Consider the following 22,324-nt stretch of genomic DNA (forward strand, 5'->3'; position numbering starts at 1 on the left):
TCGCCCCCTGCCCACGCGTTGGTTTTAACTTGGCGGATACGCCGTCAGCTGCGCCGGTCGACGATATAGCGGGCCAGGTCGCGTAACGGCTCGGCGGCTGCGTCAAACGGTCGCAGTGCGTGCAGGGCCTGATCGCGCAGTTCCAGGGCGTAGGCCTTGGCTGCATCGAGGCCGAGCAGGGCCGGGTAGGTCGGCTTGTCCCGCGCGATGTCGGCGCCCTGGCGCTTGCCGAGGGTTGCGGTATCGCTTTCGACGTCGAGAATGTCGTCCTGCACCTGAAACGCCAGGCCGATGGCTTGTGCATAAGCCTGCAGCGACTTCAGTTGGTCTTTCTCTGCGCGGCCGCTGGCCAGGGCGCCGAGTTTGACGCTGGCCTCGATCAGCGCACCGGTTTTGTGCCGATGCATGTACTCAAGGGCTTGTTGATCGAGCTTCAGGCCGACCGAACCCAGGTCGATGGCTTGGCCGCCGACCATGCCGGCCGGGCCTGCCGCCAACGCCAGGGCGCTGACCATTTGCAGGCGGGTGTCGGCATCCGCAGTGTTCAGGCGCGGATCGAGCAGGGCGCTGAAGGCCAGGCTCTGCAAACCGTCGCCAGCCAGGATCGCGCAGGCTTCGTCGAATTTCTTGTGGGTAGTCGGCTGGCCACGACGCAGGTCGTCGTCATCCATGGCCGGCAGATCGTCGTGCACCAGGGAATAGGCGTGGATCAGCTCCACGGCACACGCCGCGCCGTTGGCGTGTTCAGCCTTGCCGCCCAGCGCTTCGCAGGCGGCGTAGGCCAACAACGGCCGCACCCGTTTGCCGCCATTCATTACGCTGTAGCGCATGGCTTCGTAAAGGCGTGCAAGCTCGGGGCCTGGCGCGATAAACAGGCTTTCCAGTGCCGCGTTGACACGAGCCTGGCTGGTGGCCGAATACGCTGCAATCATTCTGGCAAATCCGCGTCGAAGGGTTCCTCGGCCAACTCGCCATCGCGTTCGAGCAGCACCTGAACCTTTTGTTCGGCCTGGGCCAGCGCCGCCTGGCAATCGCGGGTCAGGCCGATGCCTTGCTCGAAAGCCGTCAGCGAGTCTTCCAGGGACAATTCACCATTCTCCAGACGCTCGACCAGCGTTTGCAGTTCAGCGAGCGATTGTTCGAAATCCAGTGCAGCTTTTTTGCGGGCCATGGCGGCTATTTCCGGTTGACGTTAAACCGGCGCGACACTAGCAGACATGGGGGGTATGGGCAAATAAGCGGGGTATTGGGAGTTGCAGTTTGCGGCGTCTCCAAGAGTGATCTGCGTTATTCGGCTCATTTTGTGAGCCGAATAAGCTCGCTATTCGGCTCACGCCCGGCAAATCCCGTGATTTCTATAGCAGATAGAGATCTGTCTGATTGTTAAAACACCGCTGAATGGCTAATCTTCGGGTCTTCTACAACCCCACAGTCACGGGGCTTTCAGACGAAACGCAGGGTTTGGATCTGTAACGCGCCGAGGAACAGGCGCAAGGTTTCGTCAGGCATGGCAGGAGGCGTCACATGCGTTCATTGCTGCTGGTGCTGATGGGGCTGGTCTGCGCCACTGCTGCCAAGGCCGAGCCGACGGCAGAACTGTCGGAACCGATAGGCGGCTGGCGCTACAACGGCCTGCTGGATCGCAGTGAACAGCCTCAAGTCGCCTATCCCACACCGCCCATCGACCGGGGCGTGCAGCGCAATCGCACGATGATAGAAGGCCAGCTCAAGGCCATCGGCAACCAACGCGGGCCCCATACCCTGGCGGTCAACGGCAATCCCCTCAATCTGTACACCGACGACCAGGGACGTTTCGCCCGACCGTATGCCTTTGGCGCCGGTTCCAACAGCGTCGAAGTGCGCAGTGCCGAAGGCCAGCCGCTCAAGCGCGTTCAATTCTATGAAGCCAACAACCTGCGCACACCGGCGCGGATTCGCGTGGTGCTGGGTTGGGACGATCCGAAGGCCGAGCTCGACCTGCACATCGTTACCCCCGACGGCCAGCATGCGTTCTGGGCTCGCCCGGCGATGAGCAACGGCGGCGGCCTGGACCCGGATGGCGTCGATGGTCCCGGCCCGGAAATGTTCACCATGACCGCGCCGATGCAGGGCACCTATCTGGTTTACGTGAACTATTGGGGCAACTTTGGCAGCGGCGGCTATAACTTCGATGAGCGCGGCAACCAGAACGAGGTGATCACCTCACAGATCAACCTGGTACTGAACGAAAACACCGTCGACGAGAAACGCGAGACCTTCATCGTGCCTCTGCGCGCGATCGGTGATCTGCTGCTGGTCAAGACTTTCAACTATTGAACATCCCGCACCACGGATGAATTGGGTGTTGTGAAATGAGCGATAACACTGTGACGCCGGCCGCCGCCGCACCCGCCGCCAAACCTTCCCGGCGCTGGCCGGTGCTGCTGGGCGGATTGTGCCTGGTGGCTGGTGTGGCGGGCGGCTTGGGCTGGTTCATGCACCAGTCCAAGGCCCCGCCGGCGCAATTGGCCAGCGACAAGTTGGGCATGAGCCGGCCGGACGGTCTGCTCGAAACCCATTCCTTGAGCCAGTTGCCCAAGGACTTGCTGGCGGTGCCGTTTCTCAAGGAAACCCTCACCGAAGATTTCGTCTTCTATTACCAAACCCATGCCGATCGTCTCGGGCTGATCGGCAGTCTGCGGCGGATCATTTACGAGCATGACCTGAAACTGCAGGACAGCCTGATCGAGCAACTGTTCGATCAACCGGCGGACGTAGCCCTTTGGCGCGGGGCGGATGGCCGGCTCAAGGATTTCCTGTTGGTGATGGATCGCGGTGGCCTGGCCAAGGTGCTGGAGCCGCTGGCCAAAGTGGCGCTGGACGATACGCAACTGACCAGGCTCGGCGAGGTGAACGTCGGTGCCGACGAGGTGGCGCTTTATCAGCTCAACTACAACGCCAGCAAGGCGTTGGTGTTCGCCTCCCATGGCGACAAACTGGTGGTGCTGTCGAATCCGGCCAAACTCTACGATCCGGGCAGCGGCATGCCTGAAGCGCCGGGCAGCGTCTCGACCCAGGCCATCGGCGCATTGCTCAATGGCGACAAACTGTTCCCCGAAGCCTTCGGTCTGCAACCCCGTGCGCCTGAGGTGAAACAACGGTTGTCGGTCAATGCCAGCGTCCTGGCCATGGGGTATCAGCGCTTCATCCCTAATTTCGCCGGCCTGCGCTTCGACATGGACGACAAGGGCTGGCACAGCTTCCTTGCCATGGATGAACTGGAAAATCAGCCGGATTTTGATTTCAAACCGATCTGGCAAGCCATGCCCATGGGCGCCAGCGCTTGCGTGGCCTTGCCCCTGGCCGCCGAACAACAGCAACCGCTGCTGGTGAAACTCGGCGCTGACGATACGGTTGCCCAGGCCCTGACCGAACACATGGCGGGTGCCGCCGGCCTGTGCTGGTACGCCGATTCGCGGCTGTACACACCATTGTTGGTGGCCAGCCTGAACGACGATGACAGCGCAAAGCTCGACGGCGATCTGGGCAACCTGTTCGGCTCGATGATCGGTGCTTACGAAGGCAAGGTCGCAGAGCATGCGTTTCCGGTGATCGAGAAGCAGGAAGGCATGACTCACCAGTGGCAACGCCAGGTCAGTTCCAACTTCGGCCCCTACAAGGCCAAGGATGCCGAGAACCCGGACGCGATCACCGGCAAGGCCTTCATGCGCGTGAGCCTGGCGCGCCACGGTTCGACGCTGCTGTTTTCCCTCGACGACAAGTTAGTGGATAAAGCCCTCGGCACCCTTGATAAACGCTTCCCGCCCATGGCCGACGTCGTACCCCAAGACCTGCTGATGCCGGTCTACTTCGGCCCGGACTCCATGGCGCAACTGATGCAGCAGGAAACCCTCGACAGCCTGCCGCAGGATATGGAGCCGGTGTTCTACAACGCCGCGCAAACCTATCTGATCCCGAAACTGCGCGCGCTCGGCGGCTACGGCAAATATGCCCTGACCTTGCCCGCAGGCAGCGAGCCCGACGGCCACTGGCAATGGTTGCCGCTAGAGTGGAAAGCCCTGTGATCGCACTGATCCGAGGCCTCGGCCTGCTGGCGATGCTGCTGGGCAGTCGCGTCTTTGCCAGCGAAGCCGCGGCGCTCGACCCGCAGCAATCCCAGGTCTTCCGCGCCTGGTTCGTGCGCATCGCCCAGGAACAACTGTCCCAGGGCCCGAGCCCGCGCTGGTACCAGCAGGACTGCGCCGGGCTGGTGCGGTTCGCCGCCAACGAAGCGTTGAAAGTCCATGACGATAAATGGCTGCGCAGCAATGGCCTGTCCAACCGCTACCTGCCACCGGAACTGCCATTGAGCGATGCTCGGCGTGGTCTCGCCCAGCAATGGCAGCAGGGCGGCGGCAAGGTCGGGCCGTACGTCAATGCGATCAAGCTGATCCAGTTCAACAGCCATTTGGTCGGCCGCGATATTGCGCAGGCCCGGCCCGGTGACCTGATGTTTTTCGATCAGGGCGACGACCAGCACCTGATGATCTGGATGGGCCGCTACATCGCCTATCACACCGGCACCACCACCCCCACCGACAACGGCATGCGGTCCGCGAGCCTGCAGCAACTCATGACATGGAAGGACACCCGATGGATACCCGACGCAGCCAACCCCAACTTCATCGGCGTCTATCGATTGAACTTTCTTTCTCAATGATCGGTATCCGCATGCTGCGTTTTTTGCCTCTGCTGTTGGTATTGGTGCTGCCGTTTTCGACGGCGTATGCCGAAGACACCGTCGAGCCAAGCAACTACACGCCAGTGGCCGGGGAAAGCTTTTTCCTGCTGGCCGACAGCAGCTTCGGCAGCGATGAACAGGCGATGGTGCGCCTCGAAGCGCCGGGCCGTGACTATCGCCGGTTCCGCATGGAGCCTTACGGCGGCGCCGACATTCGCGTGTATCGGATCGACAAGCCGCTGGATTTCCTCAAGCGCCAAAAGAACCTGCACCGGGTGGTCAGTGATGGTCAATTCAAAGGCGAAGGCCTGTCGAATACCCTCGCGTACCTGTGGGACAACTGGTACCGAAAATCCCGTCGAGTGATGCAACGGGCGTTTTCCTACGAGTCGCGTAAACAAGTCACCGAAGAAGTGCCGGAATTGAAGATGGGGACTGCCATCGCCGCGCCAACGCCCTACGATGCGCAGCCGCAATTTGCGCTGATTCCGGGTTTACCGGTGATCAGCCAATTCCGTTATCCACTGTGGCAAGCCAAACCGATCCAGCCGCCTGCCGGAGTGAACCTGGCCGGCTCTTCCAGCGAATTCGTCAGTGATGCACCGGGCAACGTGTACATCCCGTTGGGCAACCTGAAGCCGGGTCTGTATCTGGTGGAAGCACTGATCGGCAAGTACCGCGCGACCACCATGGTCTTCGTCTCCAACACCGTGGCGGTGAGCAAGATTGCCGGTGATGAACTGCTGGTCTGGGCCGCGCGCAAACACCAAGGCAGTTCGGTGCCGAAGGTCAATGTGCTGTGGACCGATGGCCTTGGCGTGATGAGCAGCGGCGCCACCGATGTCGATGGTTTGCTGCGGTTGAAACACGTCAGCCCGGAACGTTCGTTCGTGATTGGCGAGGACGAAGAGGGTGGAGTGTTCGTCGCTGAAAACTTCTACTACGACAGCGAAATCTACGACACCAAACTCTATGCCTTTACCGACCGGCCGCTGTATCGGCCGGGGGATTGGGTGTCGCTGAAAATCGTCGGTCGCGAGTTCAAGAATGCTCGCGACTCGGTGCAGCCGAGCGCCGCCGACGTCAACCTCACCGTGCTCGATGCCACCGGTACCGCACTGCAAACCCTGGCGCTGAAACTCGATGCCAAGGCTGGCACTCAAGGGCGCCTCCAGTTGCCGGACAACGCCGTGGCGGGTGGTTATGAATTGCGTTTCAGCTACAAGGATCAGGCCTACAGCAGCGCCTTCCGCGTCGCCGAATACATCAAGCCACACTTCGACATTTCCTTGAATCTGGCCAAGCAGGATTACCGCACCGGTGAACCGGTCACAGGTAGCCTGGTGCTGCTGTACCCGGACGGCAAACCCGTGGCCAATGCCAAATTGAGCCTGAGCCTGCGTGCCCAGCAACTGTCGATGGTCGACAACGAACTGCAGTATCTCGGGCAATTCCCGGTGGAGTTGACCAGTACCGAACTGACGACCGATGCCAAAGGCAACGCGACCCTCGACCTGCCGGCTGCCGAGAAGCCGAGCCGCTATATGCTCACCGTATTTGCCAGCGATGGCGCGGCATACCGGGTCAAGACCACCAAGGAAATCCTCATCGATCGCGGCGCCGCGAGTTTCAGTCTGCGCGCGCCCCAGCGTTTCAGCGCGGTGGGCGACAAGGTTGCGTTCAGTTATCTGAATGAAGGGGGCAGCGAGCAGAGCAAGGCCGTCACGCCGAGCCGTTATGGCTGGGTGCGGCTGGAAGACCAGAGCACCGGCGAGGGCAAACTGGCGGCCACCGATAAAGGCTTCACCCTGGCGTTCGAGCGCCCGGGCACTTACAACCTGACCTTGAAGGATGATCATGGCCGAGCCATCGGCGCCACTGGTCATTCGGTCACCGGCGATGGCGTCAAAGCCGTGCCGGGCACTGTGGAAATCGTCCTCGATAAACCGGAGTACAACGCGGGCGATGAAGCGCTCGCGCTGATCACTTTCCCTGAGCCGGTCAGCGATGCATTGCTGTCGCTGGAGCGGGACAAAGTCGAGGCGACGGCGCTGCTGTCCAAGGGCGGCGATTGGCTGCGGATGGAAAAACTCAGTGACACCCAATACCGCGCGCGGATCCCGGTCAAAGACAGCTTCGCGCCAAACCTGACGTTTTCGGTTCTGTACACCAAGGGCGGTCAGTACAGTTTTCAGAACGCCGGCATCAAGGTCATAGCGCCGCAAATCGACGTAGTGATCGCCACCGATAAAGAGTCGTATCAACCTGGCGACACAGTGTCCGTCGACCTCACCACTCAGTTCGCCGGTAAGCCGATTTTGGCGCACCTGACGGTCAGCGTGGTGGATGAAATGATCTACGCGCTACAACCGGAAGTAGCACCCAGCATTGACCAGTTCTTCTATCACCCGCGCCGCAACAACGTGCGCACCAGCGCCAGCCTGTCGTTCATCAGCTATGACGTAGCACTGCCGGGCAGCCCGGGTGCACCGGGCAAAGCCAACCGCAGCGAGCGCGGAGTGAAAGTGCTGGAACGGCCGCGTCGCGAAGACGTTGACACCGCCGCCTGGCAACCGGAATTGGTGACTGATGCCAATGGCAAGACCCGCTTCACCTTCAAGATGCCCGACTCCTTGACCCGCTGGCGCATCACCGCCCGGGCCATCGCCGATGATGGTCAGGTCGGGCAGAAGAAACAGTTCGTGCGCTCGGAAAAACCGCTGTACCTGAAGTGGAGCGGGCCAGCCCGATTCCGCAGTGGCGACAAACCGGAGCTCGGTGTATTCGCCTTCAGCCAGGCCGAGAAACCGGTAGCGGCTGAACTGGTGATTCATTACGGCGGCGCCACACAGCGTGTCCCGGTGACGTTGAATAACGGTATCAATTACATCGCATTACCCACATTCGCATTGGCCAACGGTGAGTGGACCGCCGAGTTGGTGCAGGACGGCAAAACCGCTGACGCCTTGGCCGTGCGCCTGACCGCGGCCGGTGACGGTTGGCAGGTGGTCCAGAGCCAAAGCCTGGACGTAACCAGCGGTGATACGCCGCTGACCTTGCCCGCGGACGCGACGGCTATTCGCCTGCGCCTGGATGACAGTGCGCAAGCGCTGTTCCGTTCGGCACTGGATGATCTGCTGAGTTATCCCTACGGCGGCGTGGAACAGACCGCCAGCCGTTTGCTGCCATTGAGCATCGCCTATCCGACTCTATCGTCTAACCCGCGGATCCGCGATCGCTTGCGTCTGATCATGCAGAACAGCCGCCTGCGCCTGGTGCAAATGGCCGGGCCGTCAGCGAGCTTCACCTGGTGGGGTATGGATGGCGAGCCGGATGCGTTTCTCACCGCTTACGCCTACTACGCCGACTGGCACGCCAGCAAGGCGTTGGGGTTGAGCCTGCCGCCGGAGCATTGGCAGCGGGTGCTGGAGGTCTATGCGAAACAGGCGAAGAACACGCCGCTGTTGCAGCGGGCGCTGATTGTGTCCTTCGCCAAACAGATGCAACTGCCGGTGAACACCTTGCTCAGTGGCTTGATGGATGAGCTGGCGAACGCCGGCGAGGGTAATGCCGCAAACCTGATGGAAGAGGGCGAAGACAGCATCGTCATGAGCGATCCGGATTCTGCGTTGGGGTTGGCCAGTGCCCGCGTGTTGACCGCGTCTTTGGCTCGCCAGGCGAAGGTCGATGCGCCAGAGGCTTTCACTCGGCAACTGGCGGATGCGCAGCAGCGCGTGGAAGTCAGTTCCCAGCCGTTTGCTGAAGCGTTGAATCTGTCGCTGCAAGGCTTCGATCAGGCTCACGCTCAAGCACTGCTGCAGCGTTTGCTGCCACAGCAATCGACACTGGAGCGTGCCTTGGCGCTGACCTGGCTGCAACGCAGCATCGAGCAGGCATCGCCCGCCGTCGCACTGACGCCGGGTGACGGCTGGAAGCAGGAGCAGGGGGCGACCGGTGAGGTTTACTGGACGTGGCAGGGGGCTTCGCCCGTGCCTGCGGTGCTGTCCCTGGCCGGCGCGCAAGAGCGTCCGCTGCGGGCCGCATTGAGTTATCAGACCCGGCAACCTCCAGTCGAGCCCATGGCCGTGACCATCACCCGTCGCCTGTCCCGTCTGGTACCGGGTGACGAAGCCTTTACCTTCAAACTGGAAGCGGTCGGCAACAAGCCGTTGTCCAGCGACAGCCTCTACCTGGACGAAGTGATCATCACCAGCAAAGCCGCGCAACCGCTGCGCTACGGCATGCTCGAAGTGCCGCTGCCACCGGGTGCTGACGTCGAGCGCACCACCTGGGGCATCAAACTCATGGGCAAGGCCGGCACCGAGCCGACGGCGTTGGAGAAAGCGCGTTTCGAGCCGGGGCAAATGGCCTATGCCATTCCAGTCGACGCCTTGAGCGGCGAATTGCGCCTGCGTCACTTGGTGCGCTTCTCGCAAAAAGGTCAGTTCAACCTGCCGCCGGTTCGCTTCACCCAGGTCTATGCGCCGCAGCATCAGGCCCGGGAACAAAAGCCGGCACTGGGCCAGGTCACGGTCCACTGACATGACCCGGTCCCTGGTCTGGATGCTGCTGTGCTTGATTCCTGTGCTGGCGACTGCGCAGGACGAGCCGCTGCGCCTGGGCTTCAAGGGTGAATTGCTATCCTTGAGCCGGACTCAGCTGATCGCGCGCGAGCCATTGCCTTCCGGGTTGGAGACCCCACTGGGCAGTGTGTGGAAGTTATTCGTCTACGCCTGGCTGGTGGATACCGGCTCGCGTGAACCGGCTTATGAATGCCGCGGGCAGTCGAAGGAGGAAGTGTATTGCTGCACGGCAGGCGGCAAGATCGAGCGCGATCAGGCGCTGATCAAGTCCTGCGGGTTGTATTTTGAGCCTGGGCGCTTGGGTATCACTGGCGTTGAGTGGCGCCAGTATTGGCAGGCGCGCCAAGCGCCGGAGTGGTTGCTGGACTTGGCATCGTTGCAGCCAGCCACTCGGGTTCCAGTGACTGAATTGTTGCGGGCGCTGAGCATGATGCCGGCACAGGATCAGGCACGGCGAGTATTGCTGGATGTGGTGTTGAACGCCGCCGACGGCAACGTCGTGGGCGAACTCGGCGGCCGGTTACGGGTGAAAACCTGGAGCTGGCTGGACGATCAGGATCCAAGGTCTCGCCAGGGTGGGTTTGCCGGGTGGTTGGCGGATGGAATGCCGGTCTGGGCCGGTGGCCGGGGGACCAGTCAGATGCTCTTGCGCAATTATGGTGCAGCCTTGTCATCCGTGCTGCCGGTTGAGTGGCCAGCAGACGCCGGGCGTTGCGTCGAAGTCGGGCTGTTTTCGCGCTATCCGGTTGGACGCGTCCTGGCGGGGGATCGTGTTGTTGCGCCCGGTCCCATGCAGGGCGACTACCGCGTCGAATTCGCCAACGGCAACCAACTCGATATCCACAGCGGCGGTGAGCTGTTTTTAACGGGCGACAAGCTGGTCGCCCGCCTGGACCGCGAAGAATACGTCGCTCGCGTCCTGCAGCGCGAAGCCAGGGCCGAACCCGCCGAAGCCGCCAAAGCCCTGGCCGTTGCCATCCGCACCTACCTCCTGCAAAACGCCAGCCGCAACGGCGACTGCCTGAGCATCGACGACAGCAGCAATCGCCAGCGTGTCGCCCCGCGCCCGGCCACCGCCGAGTCGCGCAGCATCGCCGCCTGGACCAGCGACCTGGTCCTCGCCGGCAGCACCGTCACCTACCACTCCGACCAAACCGGCCCGAACCAACTCTCCTGGCAGCAATCCGTTGAACAAGCCAACGCCGGCCAACGCTACGACGCCATCCTGCTGCACGCCTATCCACGCGCCAGCCTCAGTCGCTGGGACAATCCCGTGGCCTCCTGCGAAGCACTCCCCGCCGCCCAAAACTGGCTACAACAACAGCGCCGCGGCTGGCGCCAACGCCTGGCAAGCGAAACCGGCTACAGCGAAGTCAGCACCTTCGCCGTCTGTCGCCTCACCTTCGGCCGGCCCCATGTCGACCGCGAACGCCAGCGCATCTACGTGCGCGGCGTGCTGTCACTGCAAGACCGTCTCGACCTGACCCACGAATACCTGCACCTGGCCTTCGAAGCACACCCCAACGGCCAGGATGAAACCTACATCGAAGGGCTCGCCCGCCACCTCTTGCTGGAATAAACCATGAAACTCCGTTATCCACAGGGCTTGTTGTTCCTTTACGCCTGTTGCGTATTACCGATGACGATGGCCGCCGACGCCGCAGTCAAACTCGACACGCCGATGGGCGGCTGGCGTACCGGTGCACCTGAAGGTGAAGGCGAAAATTTTCGCCAGGTCGTCAACTACCCCGCGTCCTCGGTGAACACCCCGGTCGGACAGGCCAACACCGCACGCATCACTGGCCAGATCAAGGCCACGCCCAAGTCCGATGACCCCGGCCGGTTGATCGTCAATGGCGTCAGCATGCCGCTGAAGATCGACCCTGCCGGCCGTTTTGATCGACCGTTCTCATTCCCCAACGGCAGCAACAGCGTCGAAGTGCGCAGCGCCGATGGCCAGCAACGCCACCGCACGCAGTTCCTCAACACCAGCGGCGGCGCCACCGCGGCCAAATTGCGAGTGCTGCTGGCCTGGGACAGCGATGGCACGGATCTGGATCTGCACCTGATAACCCCGGACGGCGCGCACATCTGGTACGGCGATCGCGTCGTCCCCAATGGTGCGGCGCTCGATGTCGACGTGACGACAGGCTACGGCCCGGAGATCTTCGCCATGCCGGCACCGATCAAGGGCCAATACCTCGTTTACGTGAATTATTTCGGGGGTGGGTATCGGAGTGTTGAGCAAGGGCAGGAGGAGGCGGTTCAGCCGCTGACGACGGCGCAGGTGACGGTGATTACGGAGGAGGGGACGCCGGACGAGAAGATGGAGACGTTCCTGGTGCCGATGCGGGCGGTGGGGGAGTTGACGTTGGTTAAGGGGTTTAGTTATCCGTGATGCGAAATCTCAGTAGCGTTGCTAATTGATGCTCATAAGCTACAAATTTCGATTTTCTGGATAGTTTTGTAGCTTGCAAGCCACAACGTTGACTGTTGATGAAAAATCACACTTGATGTTGCGATTTTTGTGTCTCAGAGGCTACAGTAATCGACGAAGTGACGATTATTGATGCTCAGGGGCTACAAATGACGACTCTGTTTGATGTTGCCGATATGTTGAAGCAGGCCCGAGGTAAAGCCCGCTTGAGCCAGGAAGCCTTGGCTAAACGTGCCGGCGTATCCCGTTCGACCGTGGCGCGCATGGAAACCATGGCTAAAGGCGATATGAGCGTCTCGGCATTCGTTCGCCTATTGGAGGCGGCCGGGTATGACTTGAAGCTGGTGAAGGCCGGACATGAGCGTACCGTTGAAGACATCCTGGCCGAGCAGCGCTCCGGAGTTTCTGAATAATGGTTTTAGATGTCCATGTGAGCGCAAGAACCGTCGCGACACTCTACCGAGAGCGCGATGAGTACATCTTGAAGTACTTGCCTGGGACGGAAAATGGGGACTTCGTCAGCTTGGCGTTGCCTGTTCGGGAGGAATCTTGGCGGTGGCCCCGCGATTTGTTTCCGTTTTTTCGACAGAATTTGCCTGAGGGATATTTGCTAGGGGTAATCCGTGAGGAATTTGGTGCATTGCTCGACGGCACCGACCTTTCATTGCTGGGTGTAATCGGTGGCGCCGGGATTGGGCGGGTGACCGTCACGCCCGAAGGCGTCGCGCCGGGCGCCGAAATGGAGCCCTTGGAAATTGAGCAATTGTTGACCGCCGAAAACACCACAGAACATTTTGCTGCACTGGTGCGACGTTACGCACGAGCGGCGATATCGGGTGTAGTGCCTAAATTCATCGCGACAGATATCAAACATCACGATTTGCCTTTGGGCAAACCCACCCTGCGTACTGGTTTTCACATCATCAAAGGCTCGGATGACACGACACCCTACCTGGGCTTCAACGAGTTCTACACCATGCGTGTGCTAGAGCGATTGCAGGTCGTACCGGTAGCCACATGCAGTATGTCGGACGATGGACGAATATTGGTAGTGGATCGTTTCGACGTCGATGAACACGGCCGGCCGCTCTGTGGGTTGGAAGATGCGTGTGGATTGTTGGGGCTTCCGCCTCATGAGAAATATGCAACCACAACCGAACGAGTATGGAACGCCACTCGCCCTTACATACCCGGAGATCGGCTACGTGAGCAGCGTGAGCACTTCGGCTGGCACATTTTGGCGAACTACGTGGTGAGAAACGCCGACTGTCATGCCAAAAACATCGCGCTCTATTACACCTCGCGAGCGAATGTCGCGTTCACTCCGATCTATGACTTGGTGACTACCCAGGCTTATCCCCGCTTCGCCTCGAATCCCCCAGGGTTATCTGTGGGCGGTCGGCAGACCTGGACGCCAGGCCGCACGCTCGAAATCTTCTTCAATGGGGTTTTGGGTATTCCCCCGCGTCAGTACGCCATGATGGTCGAGCAACTGTGCGAGTCGGCTATCACCGTGGGAAAAGAAGTGATCGAAGCCGCGAAAAACGAACCTGCCTGGCGTGATGTGGCCAAACACATGGTGCATGCCTGGAACGAAGGCATGGAAACGTTACGGAGTTCAAAAGCAGCTCCGCATTTTCGAGGGTTGGATACCGCCATTACGGAGGCGGGGTTCTCAGGCCCGCGAGCGGCAGAAACCAGTCGAGTACAGATTGGCCGCTCCGAGTTGTTGGCGCCGAGAAAACGCAGGTAAAGCCCGTGTCAGGCAAGACTGGACTGACCCACTGAGGGGTATTGATCGGCCATGATCAAACTCCAGGCTATAGGTCATCCAGGCTTACCTTGACTCGCTGAAGGGTGGCAAGACGTTCGGTGACCACTGCGATGAGGGCTTCATCCTCTTCGCTAAGTAATGTTGCCTTGAAAGGCAATTTGCCTCGCTCGGCGACGTATTGAAGGGTTTGGCGCAGAAGCTCGGAGGGCGTTACCCCGAGTTTTTCCAGCTCGGCAAATGAACGCTGCTTCAGGTCATCGTCAATGCGAATGTTGATAGAAGCCATGGTGAGATACCTGTAATGACGTTTGTCGTTACGGTAGCAATTGCTTCCCTGCGTCACAACCTCTTGTTCAGATTTTTAGACGACGGGTTACTTTCTTTCAGACATTAAAAAGCCGGCTTGTGGCCGGCTTCTCGGGGACTGGCTTGGTTTATTTTTGGTAAACCGCAACAGCCTTCAAAACGTACACCCGGATCTTGCGTCCGGCTGTGGGACTCGGCGAGAAAGTGATCTGCCGGGTCGGTGCGATCTGGGCCTTGGGAAGGGTCGATGCGCAAATGTGGGGCGTAGCATACTGATTTTTTTGGGGAATTCCCAGCTTGGTGTGTGTATTAGAGCTGTTGGGGGTGTCTTGGGCCATGCAGCAAACTTGGGTTTTCGGGTGAATGTTCTACCGCCTTCGCTGGCAAGCCAGCTCCTACATGGGGGGCGAAGGGAGAGCCGCGGCATTACAGGAACGGCACCGGGGGCCTGCGTTTGTTGAGGGTCGACCACCAGAAGACCCAGCCCAATACCCTGATGTTTTGATCTTCGATTTGCGCAGCCCTGAAGATCTCATCCGGGTATTCGGCGCTGTTGTGGCTGCGCATCCGTAGCGCGTTGCCGGGAATCCGATGCAGGTATTTGATCCGCAACATGCCGTCATGCTCGATGGCGTAAATCTCGCCATCGATAATTTGCGTGAGCCCGCGGTCGATGGCGAGGAGGGAGCCGTCTTCAATCTTTTCGGCCATGCTGTTGCCGATCATGCGCGCGCAGATGGCGTCGGCGTGGTTGATTTCCAGGGAGTCGAGATCGACACGAGGCAGGCGGATGGATTGGCTGGGGTCCTTCATGACCTGGGTTTTATAGGTGCCAAGGGTGAGGACTGTTTCTTTATAGAAGGGCAGTTCGACATCGGTCGGCTCGATGACCCTGTAGGTGCCGCGGATCGCCTGGGCGTCGAAGGTGTTGCCGGACTCGTCGAGCAGGCGCAGTTCCCTGGGGTCTTTCGGGCCTTCGCCGGTTTTCAGCCATTGACTGTTCACGGACAGTTTTCTGGCGACTTCTTCCATGCAGTGGGCGGGCACACCGCGGGTGTACCAGTTGTGGACGTTTTGCGGCGCCGTATCCAGGAATTCGGCGAATCCTGTTGTCGTAATGTTCGCCGCTTCGAGGAGCGCTTTAAACCGTGGACCGCTAGTGTTCTTTTTCATAAACGCGAGTCTACTGGCGCCGGGTGGGGCTTTGAATAAACGAACTGTTCAATTTTCGAGGGAAATTTAGACCGGATGTAAGACGCTTTTGGGGAAGGTTAAACAACAAAACTCATGTTCACAGATTCCTATACGTCGTGTTTAAAGAAGGGTTTTCAGGCGCCCACAAAAAACCCCGGATCAACCGGGGTTTTTTGCAGCTTGCAGCTGACGCTGCCAACTGGCTTTAGCCTTTGTACGCAGCAACCGACTTCATGATCTCGGTGCGGGCGGCTTCTGCGTCGCCCCAACCTTCGATCTTCACCCATTTGCCTTTTTCGAGGTCTTTGTAGTTCTCGAAGAAGTGCTTGATCTGTTCCAGCAGCAGCGGCGGCAGATCGGTGTATTCCTTCACATCGACGTACAGCTGGGACAGCTTGTCGTGTGGGACTGCGATGACTTTGGCATCGCCGCCGCCGTCGTCGGTCATGTGCAGGATGCCGACGGGACGGGCGCGGATCACCGAGCCTGGTGCAACCGGGTAAGGGGTCACGACCAGTACGTCGAGGGGGTCACCGTCGTCGGCCAGGGTGTTCGGGATGAAACCGTAGTTGGCCGGGTAGAACATCGGGGTGGCCATGAAACGGTCAACGAACAGGCAATCGCTGTCTTTGTCGATTTCGTATTTGATCGGCGCGTGGTTGGCCGGGATCTCGATCGCGACGTAGATGTCGTTCGGCAGGTCTTTGCCAGCCGGAATCTTGCTGTAGCTCATTGGGCGGTGCCCCCGTTAGTTGACCAAAAACACTTGGCCGGATTGACCAAAAAGTGGCGGCGATTATAGGCATATTCCGCCACGGTTGCTATGTGCCAGAAGTCGTGTAGACCAGGGTGTCCTGTCACACAGATACTATCGCTTTTTGACGGCGTCCGTTGCGGCCATGCTGCGTTGCCGCTCCTCGCCATAGCCAGCTATGACTCGTCGCAGCGCCTTGCCTGGCCACAACGGCCACTCGTCAAAACAGCGACGTATCGGTGAGACAGGACACTAGTCGTGTGCCTGATAGACCGGGTTCTCGGCCAGAAGTTGCCGCAGCCGGGCGAGCGGGTCCTGCCGGTAAAACAGCTTCAGCTGCTCATAGACCTCAGGGTACGCCTCGTGCAGCAAATCCGGGGCGCTGAAAAAGTATTCGCTGGTGACCGCGAAAAACTCGGCGGCGTTTTCCGCAGCGTAGGGGTCGATGGCGGTTTCGGCGTCGGGATTGCGCTCCAGTTGGCGGTCGAGGTCGTCATAGGCCTCTTGCATGACCTTGGCCCAGTCGCTGACGCGCATATTGGCGTGCAGCGGCGGTAGGCCGTTGGCGTCGCCGTTGAGCATGTCGAGTTTGTGCGCGAGTTCGTGGATCACCAGGTTGTAGCCTTCCCAGCCGCCGCTGGCCATCACGCCGGGCCAGGCGAGGATGACCGGGCCTTGTTGCCAGGCCTCGCCGCTGTGCTCGCCATCCCACTCGTGCTCGATGCCGCTGGCGTCGCGATGGCGTTGGGGGCTGAGGAAGTCGTCGGGGTATAGGACGATTTCGTGGAACCCCTGATACCAGTTCAGGTCGCCCAGATGCAGCAACGGCAGTTGCGCCTGGGCGGCAAGCAGCAGGCGCTGCTCCTGGTGAAGTTCGACGCCGGGCAGGGCAGTCAGGTGTTTGTCGTCGAGAAACAGCACGCAGGCTTCACGCAGCCACTGGTCTTCCTCGGCGCTGATGCCATCGAGGAAGCTCAGGTGATGGCGCACCCGCTGCCACATGTCATCGGCAATCGGGTGCTTGTCCAGTATGCGCCGGCGACGCCAGGCGCTCAGTGACCACATGCCGGGTCAGCGCGTATGGGCTTTGGACGCGGCGTTGCCGAAGCGGCTGCGGACGACGCCGATGATCATCGGTACCAGCGACAGCAGGATGATGCCGATCACCAGCAGCGACAGGTTTTGCTTGATGAAGGGTACGTTGCCGAAGAAGTAACCGAGGGTGACCAGGCCACCGACCCACAGGATGGTGCCGAGGACGCTGAAGCCAAAGAAACGCGGGTAAGGCATTTTCGCCACACCGGCGACGAACGGAGCAAAAGTGCGGATGATCGGCAGGAAGCGCGCCAGAGTCACGGTTTTGCCGCCATGCTTGTCATAGAAATCATGGGTTTGTTGCAGGTAATCGCGACGGAAGATCTTCGAGTTCGGGTTACTGAACAGTTTTTCTCCTGCCGTTCGTCCGATCACGTAGTTGGTGCTGTCGCCGAGAATCGCCGCCAGCATCAGCAAGCCGCCCAGCAGCACGGGGTCCATGCCACCCCCGGCCGCAACGGCGCCAGCGATAAAGAGCAGGGAATCGCCCGGCAGGAATGGCATTACCACCAGGCCGGTCTCGCAGAAGATCACCAGAAACAGGATGGCGTAGATCCATGGCCCGTAGTTGTTTACCAGCAAGTCGAGGTAAACATCGAGATGCAGGATAAGGTCGAGCGGGTTGAAATCCATGGAGGGCACCTATGGTGACGGCCCGACTCGGCAGGCCTGTGCGGATGACTTCGCGAAAGCCTACGTATGTGGGTAGTTTTTCTTACAAGCCGGAAAGGTCAGCATTATACGGGCTGAGGGGTGAAAAGCGCGTCGAGTTTGTAGCGGGGGATTTCGCACAAGGCCAGCGGGGGGGCGATTTTTTTTGTAGGAGCAAGCTTGCTCGCGATGACGGTGTGTCATTCAACACCTGTATCGCAAGTAAGACGGCTATCGCGAGCAAGCTTGTTCTACAGATGTGAGGCGAATCAGAGCTCGTCGCTGATCGGCAACACGTAGTTCTTGAACTCGGTGTCTTCCTTGAACCCTATGGATTCGTAGGTTTTCTGCGCCACTTCGTTGTTGCTGCTGGTGGACACACGCATGCGCACGGCATTGGTTTCCTTGGCCATTTTCTTCGCCGTACGGATCAGGTTGTCGGCCACCAGCTGACGGCGTGAATCTTCGACGACATAGATGTCGTTGAGAATCCACACGCGCTTGAGCGACAGCGACGAAAAGCTCGGGTACAACTGACAGAACCCCATCAGTCGGTGGGTGTCGTCATCGGCCAGGGCCAGGTAGATCACCGATTCCTTGCGACGCAGGCGTTTTTCGAGGAACGCCCGGGACGAGTCCGGATACGCCAACGAGCCATAAAACTCGCGATATTTGACGAATAAGGGGGTCAACAGGTCCAGGTGTTCGAGGGTCGCTTGAATAATCCGCATGGTAGGTCTCGTCTTCAAGTGGCTGTCTTACGCGATGACGGCGATGGGAAACCCCTGGCGGCCGTGCTTCGATCCTGCCTGAAACCGGAATGGAAACGCAATGCGGAAACGGTTCACGCAGGCGGCGGGCCGAGTAGGAAATTACCTTTTGTGTCCGCACCGGCGTCCGACTCCAGCGTCTGAACCTGGGCCTCGTCCTTGAGATTGACCCCCGACAACTGGCGCCGGCAGGCTTCGCGCATCAGATAAAGCAAACGATGTGCCGCCATGCCGTAACTCAGGCCCTCGAGTCGCACGTTGGAGATGCAATTGCGATAAGCATCCGTCAGGCCGACCTTTGGATTGTAGGTAAAATATAATCCCAGGCTGTCTGGCGAGCTGAGGCCAGGGCGTTCACCGATCAGGATGACGACCATCCTGGCGCCCAGCAACTCACCGATCTCGTCGGCGACGGCAACCCGGCCTTGCTCGACCAGCACCACAGGTGACACAGACCAGCCCTCCGCCTCGATCTGTTCTTCCATCCGCGTCAGAAATGGCACGGTGTGGCGATGAACGGCCAGGGCCGACAAGCCATCGGCGACGACGATGACCAGATCGACGCCGCCGGGATTGGCCGCAGCGTATTCGCGCAGGGCCTGCGCCGACGCATCACTCAGTTTTCGCCCCAGGTCGGGGCGCTGCAAATAACTGTTTCGGTCCGTCGCCGCGCTGTGCAGCAACAGGCTTTCACGTCCGCATGCCGCCAGTTGCGTACCGAGCGCGGCATGGTCGAACGGCAAGTGCACTGCATCCCGGGCCTGGGCGTGGGCGTATTGGAAATCCAGCTGTGCTGTGGTTGGCATGCTGGTGCCGGTGCGGCCCAAGGCAATCCGCGCGGGCGTCAGGCGGCGCAGTTCCAGTAACGGGTTTTGCTGATCAACAGGTGGTTTATCCATTACGACACTCATCCCAGTTGCGCCATGGCCTGACGGAAGGCCGGCGGCAGGTTGTCACCGAAGAGAATCTTGCCGTCCGCCTGGGTGAAGATACCCATGTTTGCCAGCCATTTTTCGAACTCCGGCGCCGGTTTCAGCCCCAGGGTCTGACGCGCGTAGAGTGCATCGTGGAACGACGTGGTCTGGTAGTTGAGCATGATGTCGTCGGAACCGGGGATGCCCATGATGAAATTGATCCCGGCCACACCCAGCAGGGTCAGCAGGGTGTCCATGTCATCCTGATCGGCTTCGGCGTGGTTGGTGTAGCAGATGTCGCAGCCCATCGGTACGCCCAGGAGCTTGCCGCAGAAGTGGTCTTCGAGGCCGGCGCGGATGATTTGTTTACCGTTGTAGAGGTATTCCGGGCCGATGAAGCCGACGACGGTGTTCACCAGGAACGGTTTGAAATGGCGTGCGACGGCGTAGGCACGCGTTTCACAGGTCTGCTGATCGATGCCGTGGTGGGCATTGGCCGACAGGGCACTGCCCTGGCCGGTCTCGAAATACATCAGGTTCTGGCCCAGGGTGCCGCGGTTCAGGCTCAGACCGGCATCGTAGCCTTCCTGCAATACATTGAGGTTGATGCCGAAGCTGGCGTTGGCCGCTTCGGTGCCGGCGATTGACTGGAATACCAAGTCCAGCGGAATGCCGCGATTGATGGCTTCGATCGAGGTGGTGACGTGGGTCAGCACGCAGGCTTGAGTGGGGATCTCGTAGCGTTGGATGATGGCATCCAGCATTTCCAGCATGGCGCAGATGGAGGTAATGCTGTCGGTGGCCGGGTTGATGCCGATCATCGCATCGCCATTGCCGTACAGCAGGCCGTCGAGAATGCTCGCGGCGATGCCGGCGGGTTCGTCGGTGGGATGGTTCGGTTGCAGGCGTGTGGATAACCGGCCTCGCAGGCCCAGCGTGCCGCGGAATCGGGTGACTACGCGGATTTTCTGCGCCACCAGCACCAGGTCCTGCACGCGCATGATTTTCGACACGGCGGCGGCCATTTCCGGGGTCAGGCCCGGGGCGAGGGCGCGCAGGCTGTGTTCGTCGGCGGCATCGCTGAGCAGCCAGTCGCGAAAACCGCCGACGGTGAGGTGGCTGACTGCTGCGAACGCCTGTTTGTCGTGGGTGTCGATGATCAGCCGGGTGACTTCATCGGATTCGTAGGGAACCAGTACTTCCTGCAGGAAGTGGGAGAGCGGGATATTCGCCAGCGCCATTTGCGCGGCCACCCGCTCACCATCGTTGAGGGCCGCGACACCCGCCAGAAAGTCCCCGGAGCGCGCCGGACTGGCCTTGGCCATGACCTCCTTGAGGCTGTCGAAGCGGTAGGTGTGGCCACCGACAGTGTGAGCAAAACTAGCCATAAAGATTCTCCGTGACGGCGCAGATGGGGGCTGCGCCGTAATTTGCGGCCGTTAGTGCAGGGCTTTTTCGGCGTTCTGAATGGCCGCGAACTCTTCTTCGGGCGTGCCTGCTACCAAATGATGCCGGCTGTAGAACGCGAAGTAAGCAATTAACACTCCATAGATGATCGCAGCGCCAATCACTACGCGCGGATCCACCAGAAAACCCGCCACCACGGCGATGCAAGCCAGCACCAGCGCGACACCCGAGGTAAAGATGCCGCCCGGCGTGCGGTATGGCCGATCCATTTTGGGGCGTCGAATGCGCAGCGTGATGTGCGCCGCCATCATCAAGACGTAGGAAATGGTCGCACCGAACACCGCTACCAGGATCAGCAAGTCACCCTGACCGGTCAGCGACAACCCGAACCCGATGATGCCAGGAATGATCAACGCCAGTACGGGGGCCTTGCTCTTGTTGGTTTCCGACAGTTTGCGCGGCAGGTAGCCGGCGCGGGACAGCGCGAAAATCTGCCGCGAGTAGGCGTAGATGATGGAGAAGAAACTGGCGATCAGCCCGGCCAGGCCCACCAGATTGACGAAATGACCCATCCAGGTCGAGCCGCCATAGGCCTTGCTCAGTGCTTCGACCAATGGGTTGCCCGAAGTCACCAGGGCATGGGCACCTGCACCACCTGGGCCGATCACCAGAATCAGCAGGGCAAAGCTCACCAGCACCAGCATGGCGCCAATCAGCCCGCGGGGCAGGTCGCGTTTCGGGTTTTTGGTTTCTTCCGCCGCCAGTGGCACGCCTTCGACCGCCAGGAAAAACCAGATGGCATAGGGAATGGCGGCCCAGACGCCGACGTAGCCGAAGGGCAGGAAGCTGCTGGCGCCCTTGGCCTCGGTGACCGGGATGTCGAGCAGGTTGGCGACGCTGAAGTGCGGCACCATGCTCACCAGAAACACGCCCAGCGCCAGGGCGGCGACGGCGGTGATGCCGAACATCAGTTTCAGGGCTTCACCGACGCCGAAAATATGGATGGCAATAAAGATGATGTAGAACGCCAGGTAGATCATCCAGCCGCCGATGCCGAACAGGGATTCGCAATAGGCACCGATAAACACCGCGATCGCCGCGGGTGCGATGGCGTATTCGATCAGGATCGCGGTGCCGGTCAGGAACCCGCCCCAAGGGCCGAACGCACTTCGGGCAAAACCGTAGCCACCGCCTGCGGTCGGGATCATGGAGGACAGTTCGGCCAAGGAAAAGCACATGCACAGGTACATGGTCGCCATCAGCAGCGTAGCGAGAAACATGCCGCCCCAGCCGCCCTGGGCCAGGCCGAAGTTCCACCCGGCGTAATCGCCGGAGATGACGTAGGCCACGCCGAGGCCGACCAGCAAGACCCAGCCGGCTGCACCTTTTTTCAGTTCGCGTTGCTGGAAATAGTCGGAGCCGACTTTTTCAAAGTCGACAGAGGAGGTAGCCGGCTGCACGCTGGCTTGATCGCTAGGCATAGGGATTCACCTGTTCTTATTCTTTTGACCGGCGTGGTGGCCGGGTTGGCGCGAAGGCTGCAGGAGCGAGCAAGCTCGCTCCTGCAGGGGTGTTACGTTGTTCCGACCGGGTTAGAAGAAGCCCAGCGGATTGATGTCGTAGCTCACCAGCAGGTTTTTGGTCTGCTGATAGTGATCGAGCATCATCTTGTGGGTTTCACGGCCGACGCCGGACTTCTTGTAGCCACCGAACGCGGCA

Annotated in this window: 20 protein-coding genes; 8 read left to right on the top strand and 12 right to left on the bottom strand. The window is 60.2% G+C overall.

Annotated elements, in window-relative coordinates:
• Positions 1 to 44: 44 nt before the first annotated feature.
• Together ispA and F8N96_RS31745 are read right to left on the bottom strand one after the other, a co-directional pair.
• Positions 45 to 932, bottom strand: coding sequence for a (2E,6E)-farnesyl diphosphate synthase (gene ispA / locus F8N96_RS31740; protein ID WP_150801128.1), 888 nt, complete (start codon positions 930 to 932; stop codon positions 45 to 47).
• The gene (locus F8N96_RS31745) at positions 929 to 1,171 is read right to left on the bottom strand and encodes an exodeoxyribonuclease VII small subunit (RefSeq protein WP_064680011.1); all 243 of its coding nucleotides are present in this window, start codon (positions 1,169 to 1,171) and stop codon (positions 929 to 931) included. Before F8N96_RS31745 ends, ispA begins: the two co-directional genes overlap by 4 nt.
• Positions 1,172 to 1,524: 353 nt before the next feature.
• Between F8N96_RS31745 and F8N96_RS31750 the strand changes: the two genes are divergently transcribed.
• From F8N96_RS31750 to F8N96_RS31785, 8 genes are all read left to right on the top strand, one after another.
• Entirely contained in the window at positions 1,525 to 2,316 is a 792-nt protein-coding gene (locus F8N96_RS31750; protein WP_150801129.1) for a YfaP family protein, read from the top strand.
• 35 nt (positions 2,317 to 2,351) lie between these two features.
• Positions 2,352 to 4,064: a DUF2138 domain-containing protein gene (locus F8N96_RS31755; protein WP_150801130.1), complete on the top strand. Its 1,713-nt coding sequence runs from the start codon at positions 2,352 to 2,354 to the stop codon at positions 4,062 to 4,064.
• Positions 4,034 to 4,699 carry a DUF1175 domain-containing protein gene (locus F8N96_RS31760; RefSeq protein ID WP_412071833.1) on the top strand — a complete coding sequence of 222 codons (666 nt, stop codon included), beginning with the start codon at positions 4,034 to 4,036 and terminating at the stop codon, positions 4,697 to 4,699. The genes F8N96_RS31755 and F8N96_RS31760 overlap by 31 nt, the downstream gene beginning before the upstream one ends.
• Positions 4,696 to 9,261, top strand: a complete 4,566-nt coding sequence (locus F8N96_RS31765; protein ID WP_150801132.1) for an alpha-2-macroglobulin family protein — start codon at positions 4,696 to 4,698, stop codon at positions 9,259 to 9,261. The genes F8N96_RS31760 and F8N96_RS31765 overlap by 4 nt, the downstream gene beginning before the upstream one ends.
• A 1-nt stretch (position 9,262) precedes the next feature.
• The gene (locus tag F8N96_RS31770) at positions 9,263 to 10,882 is read left to right on the top strand and encodes a DUF2300 domain-containing protein (RefSeq protein WP_150801133.1); all 1,620 of its coding nucleotides are present in this window, start codon (positions 9,263 to 9,265) and stop codon (positions 10,880 to 10,882) included.
• A 3-nt stretch (positions 10,883 to 10,885) separates the two neighbouring features.
• Positions 10,886 to 11,701 carry a YfaP family protein gene (locus tag F8N96_RS31775; RefSeq protein ID WP_150801134.1) on the top strand — a complete coding sequence of 272 codons (816 nt, stop codon included), beginning with the start codon at positions 10,886 to 10,888 and terminating at the stop codon, positions 11,699 to 11,701.
• Positions 11,702 to 11,889: 188 nt separating this feature from the next.
• On the top strand, positions 11,890 to 12,153 hold the full coding sequence (locus F8N96_RS31780; RefSeq protein WP_150801135.1) for a helix-turn-helix domain-containing protein: 264 nt from the start codon (positions 11,890 to 11,892) through the stop codon (positions 12,151 to 12,153).
• Positions 12,153 to 13,493, top strand: coding sequence for a type II toxin-antitoxin system HipA family toxin (locus F8N96_RS31785; RefSeq protein WP_150801136.1), 1,341 nt, complete (start codon positions 12,153 to 12,155; stop codon positions 13,491 to 13,493). Before F8N96_RS31780 ends, F8N96_RS31785 begins: the two co-directional genes overlap by 1 nt.
• Before the next feature lie 67 nt (positions 13,494 to 13,560).
• Here the strand turns inward: F8N96_RS31785 and F8N96_RS31790 are convergent, their stop codons facing one another.
• The 10 genes from F8N96_RS31790 to F8N96_RS31835 all read right to left on the bottom strand — a co-directional run.
• Positions 13,561 to 13,800 (bottom strand): type II toxin-antitoxin system RelB/DinJ family antitoxin, encoded by a 240-nt coding sequence (locus tag F8N96_RS31790; protein ID WP_150801137.1) that lies wholly within the window; start codon positions 13,798 to 13,800, stop codon positions 13,561 to 13,563.
• A 446-nt stretch (positions 13,801 to 14,246) separates the two neighbouring features.
• Positions 14,247 to 14,993, bottom strand: coding sequence for a helix-turn-helix transcriptional regulator (locus tag F8N96_RS31795; RefSeq protein ID WP_150801138.1), 747 nt, complete (start codon positions 14,991 to 14,993; stop codon positions 14,247 to 14,249).
• A gap of 226 nt (positions 14,994 to 15,219) precedes the next feature.
• Positions 15,220 to 15,747 (bottom strand): inorganic diphosphatase, encoded by a 528-nt coding sequence (gene ppa / locus F8N96_RS31800; RefSeq protein ID WP_028620880.1) that lies wholly within the window; start codon positions 15,745 to 15,747, stop codon positions 15,220 to 15,222.
• 273 nt (positions 15,748 to 16,020) lie between these two features.
• Positions 16,021 to 16,833: a zinc-dependent peptidase gene (locus F8N96_RS31805; protein WP_150801139.1), complete on the bottom strand. Its 813-nt coding sequence runs from the start codon at positions 16,831 to 16,833 to the stop codon at positions 16,021 to 16,023.
• A gap of 6 nt (positions 16,834 to 16,839) precedes the next feature.
• Positions 16,840 to 17,496, bottom strand: a complete 657-nt coding sequence (locus tag F8N96_RS31810) for a DedA family protein (protein WP_150801140.1) — start codon at positions 17,494 to 17,496, stop codon at positions 16,840 to 16,842.
• A gap of 287 nt (positions 17,497 to 17,783) precedes the next feature.
• The gene (locus F8N96_RS31815) at positions 17,784 to 18,245 is read right to left on the bottom strand and encodes a GNAT family N-acetyltransferase (RefSeq protein ID WP_150801141.1); all 462 of its coding nucleotides are present in this window, start codon (positions 18,243 to 18,245) and stop codon (positions 17,784 to 17,786) included.
• Between the two features lie 113 nt (positions 18,246 to 18,358).
• Positions 18,359 to 19,183, bottom strand: a complete 825-nt coding sequence (eutC, locus tag F8N96_RS31820; RefSeq protein WP_191630815.1) for an ethanolamine ammonia-lyase subunit EutC — start codon at positions 19,181 to 19,183, stop codon at positions 18,359 to 18,361.
• An 8-nt stretch (positions 19,184 to 19,191) separates the two neighbouring features.
• Positions 19,192 to 20,586, bottom strand: a complete 1,395-nt coding sequence (locus F8N96_RS31825; RefSeq protein ID WP_150801143.1) for an ethanolamine ammonia-lyase subunit EutB — start codon at positions 20,584 to 20,586, stop codon at positions 19,192 to 19,194.
• Positions 20,587 to 20,637: 51 nt separating this feature from the next.
• A complete protein-coding gene (gene eat, locus F8N96_RS31830) occupies positions 20,638 to 22,086 on the bottom strand; it encodes an ethanolamine permease (RefSeq protein ID WP_150801144.1) in 1,449 nt (482 codons plus the stop codon).
• A gap of 111 nt (positions 22,087 to 22,197) precedes the next feature.
• Positions 22,198 to 22,324 (bottom strand): aldehyde dehydrogenase family protein (locus F8N96_RS31835; protein WP_003137649.1); only part of this gene is annotated, 127 nt, incomplete at its 5' end.

This window comes from Pseudomonas fluorescens, assembly GCF_902497855.1.
Classification (GTDB): Bacteria; Pseudomonadota; Gammaproteobacteria; order Pseudomonadales; family Pseudomonadaceae; genus Aquipseudomonas; species Aquipseudomonas fluorescens_BI.

Excerpts from the sequence above, each read along its gene's own strand:
- F8N96_RS31765 (WP_150801132.1), top strand. The coding sequence starts at position 4,696 with ATGATCGGTATCCGCATGCTGCGTTTTTTGCCTCTGCTGTTGGTATTG.
- F8N96_RS31815 (WP_150801141.1), bottom strand. The coding sequence starts at position 18,245 with ATGCGGATTATTCAAGCGACCCTCGAACACCTGGACCTGTTGACCCCC.
- F8N96_RS31780 (WP_150801135.1), top strand. The coding sequence starts at position 11,890 with ATGACGACTCTGTTTGATGTTGCCGATATGTTGAAGCAGGCCCGAGGT.
- F8N96_RS31785 (WP_150801136.1), top strand. The coding sequence starts at position 12,153 with ATGGTTTTAGATGTCCATGTGAGCGCAAGAACCGTCGCGACACTCTAC.
- F8N96_RS31775 (WP_150801134.1), top strand. The coding sequence starts at position 10,886 with ATGAAACTCCGTTATCCACAGGGCTTGTTGTTCCTTTACGCCTGTTGC.
- ispA (WP_150801128.1), bottom strand. The coding sequence starts at position 932 with ATGATTGCAGCGTATTCGGCCACCAGCCAGGCTCGTGTCAACGCGGCA.
- F8N96_RS31825 (WP_150801143.1), bottom strand. The coding sequence starts at position 20,586 with ATGGCTAGTTTTGCTCACACTGTCGGTGGCCACACCTACCGCTTCGAC.
- F8N96_RS31790 (WP_150801137.1), bottom strand. The coding sequence starts at position 13,800 with ATGGCTTCTATCAACATTCGCATTGACGATGACCTGAAGCAGCGTTCA.
- F8N96_RS31795 (WP_150801138.1), bottom strand. The coding sequence starts at position 14,993 with ATGAAAAAGAACACTAGCGGTCCACGGTTTAAAGCGCTCCTCGAAGCG.
- eutC (WP_191630815.1), bottom strand. The coding sequence starts at position 19,183 with ATGGATAAACCACCTGTTGATCAGCAAAACCCGTTACTGGAACTGCGC.
- F8N96_RS31770 (WP_150801133.1), top strand. The coding sequence starts at position 9,263 with ATGACCCGGTCCCTGGTCTGGATGCTGCTGTGCTTGATTCCTGTGCTG.
- F8N96_RS31805 (WP_150801139.1), bottom strand. The coding sequence starts at position 16,833 with ATGTGGTCACTGAGCGCCTGGCGTCGCCGGCGCATACTGGACAAGCAC.
- F8N96_RS31810 (WP_150801140.1), bottom strand. The coding sequence starts at position 17,496 with ATGGATTTCAACCCGCTCGACCTTATCCTGCATCTCGATGTTTACCTC.
- F8N96_RS31760 (WP_412071833.1), top strand. The coding sequence starts at position 4,034 with ATGGTTGCCGCTAGAGTGGAAAGCCCTGTGATCGCACTGATCCGAGGC.
- F8N96_RS31755 (WP_150801130.1), top strand. The coding sequence starts at position 2,352 with ATGAGCGATAACACTGTGACGCCGGCCGCCGCCGCACCCGCCGCCAAA.
- ppa (WP_028620880.1), bottom strand. The coding sequence starts at position 15,747 with ATGAGCTACAGCAAGATTCCGGCTGGCAAAGACCTGCCGAACGACATC.
- eat (WP_150801144.1), bottom strand. The coding sequence starts at position 22,086 with ATGCCTAGCGATCAAGCCAGCGTGCAGCCGGCTACCTCCTCTGTCGAC.
- F8N96_RS31745 (WP_064680011.1), bottom strand. The coding sequence starts at position 1,171 with ATGGCCCGCAAAAAAGCTGCACTGGATTTCGAACAATCGCTCGCTGAA.
- F8N96_RS31750 (WP_150801129.1), top strand. The coding sequence starts at position 1,525 with ATGCGTTCATTGCTGCTGGTGCTGATGGGGCTGGTCTGCGCCACTGCT.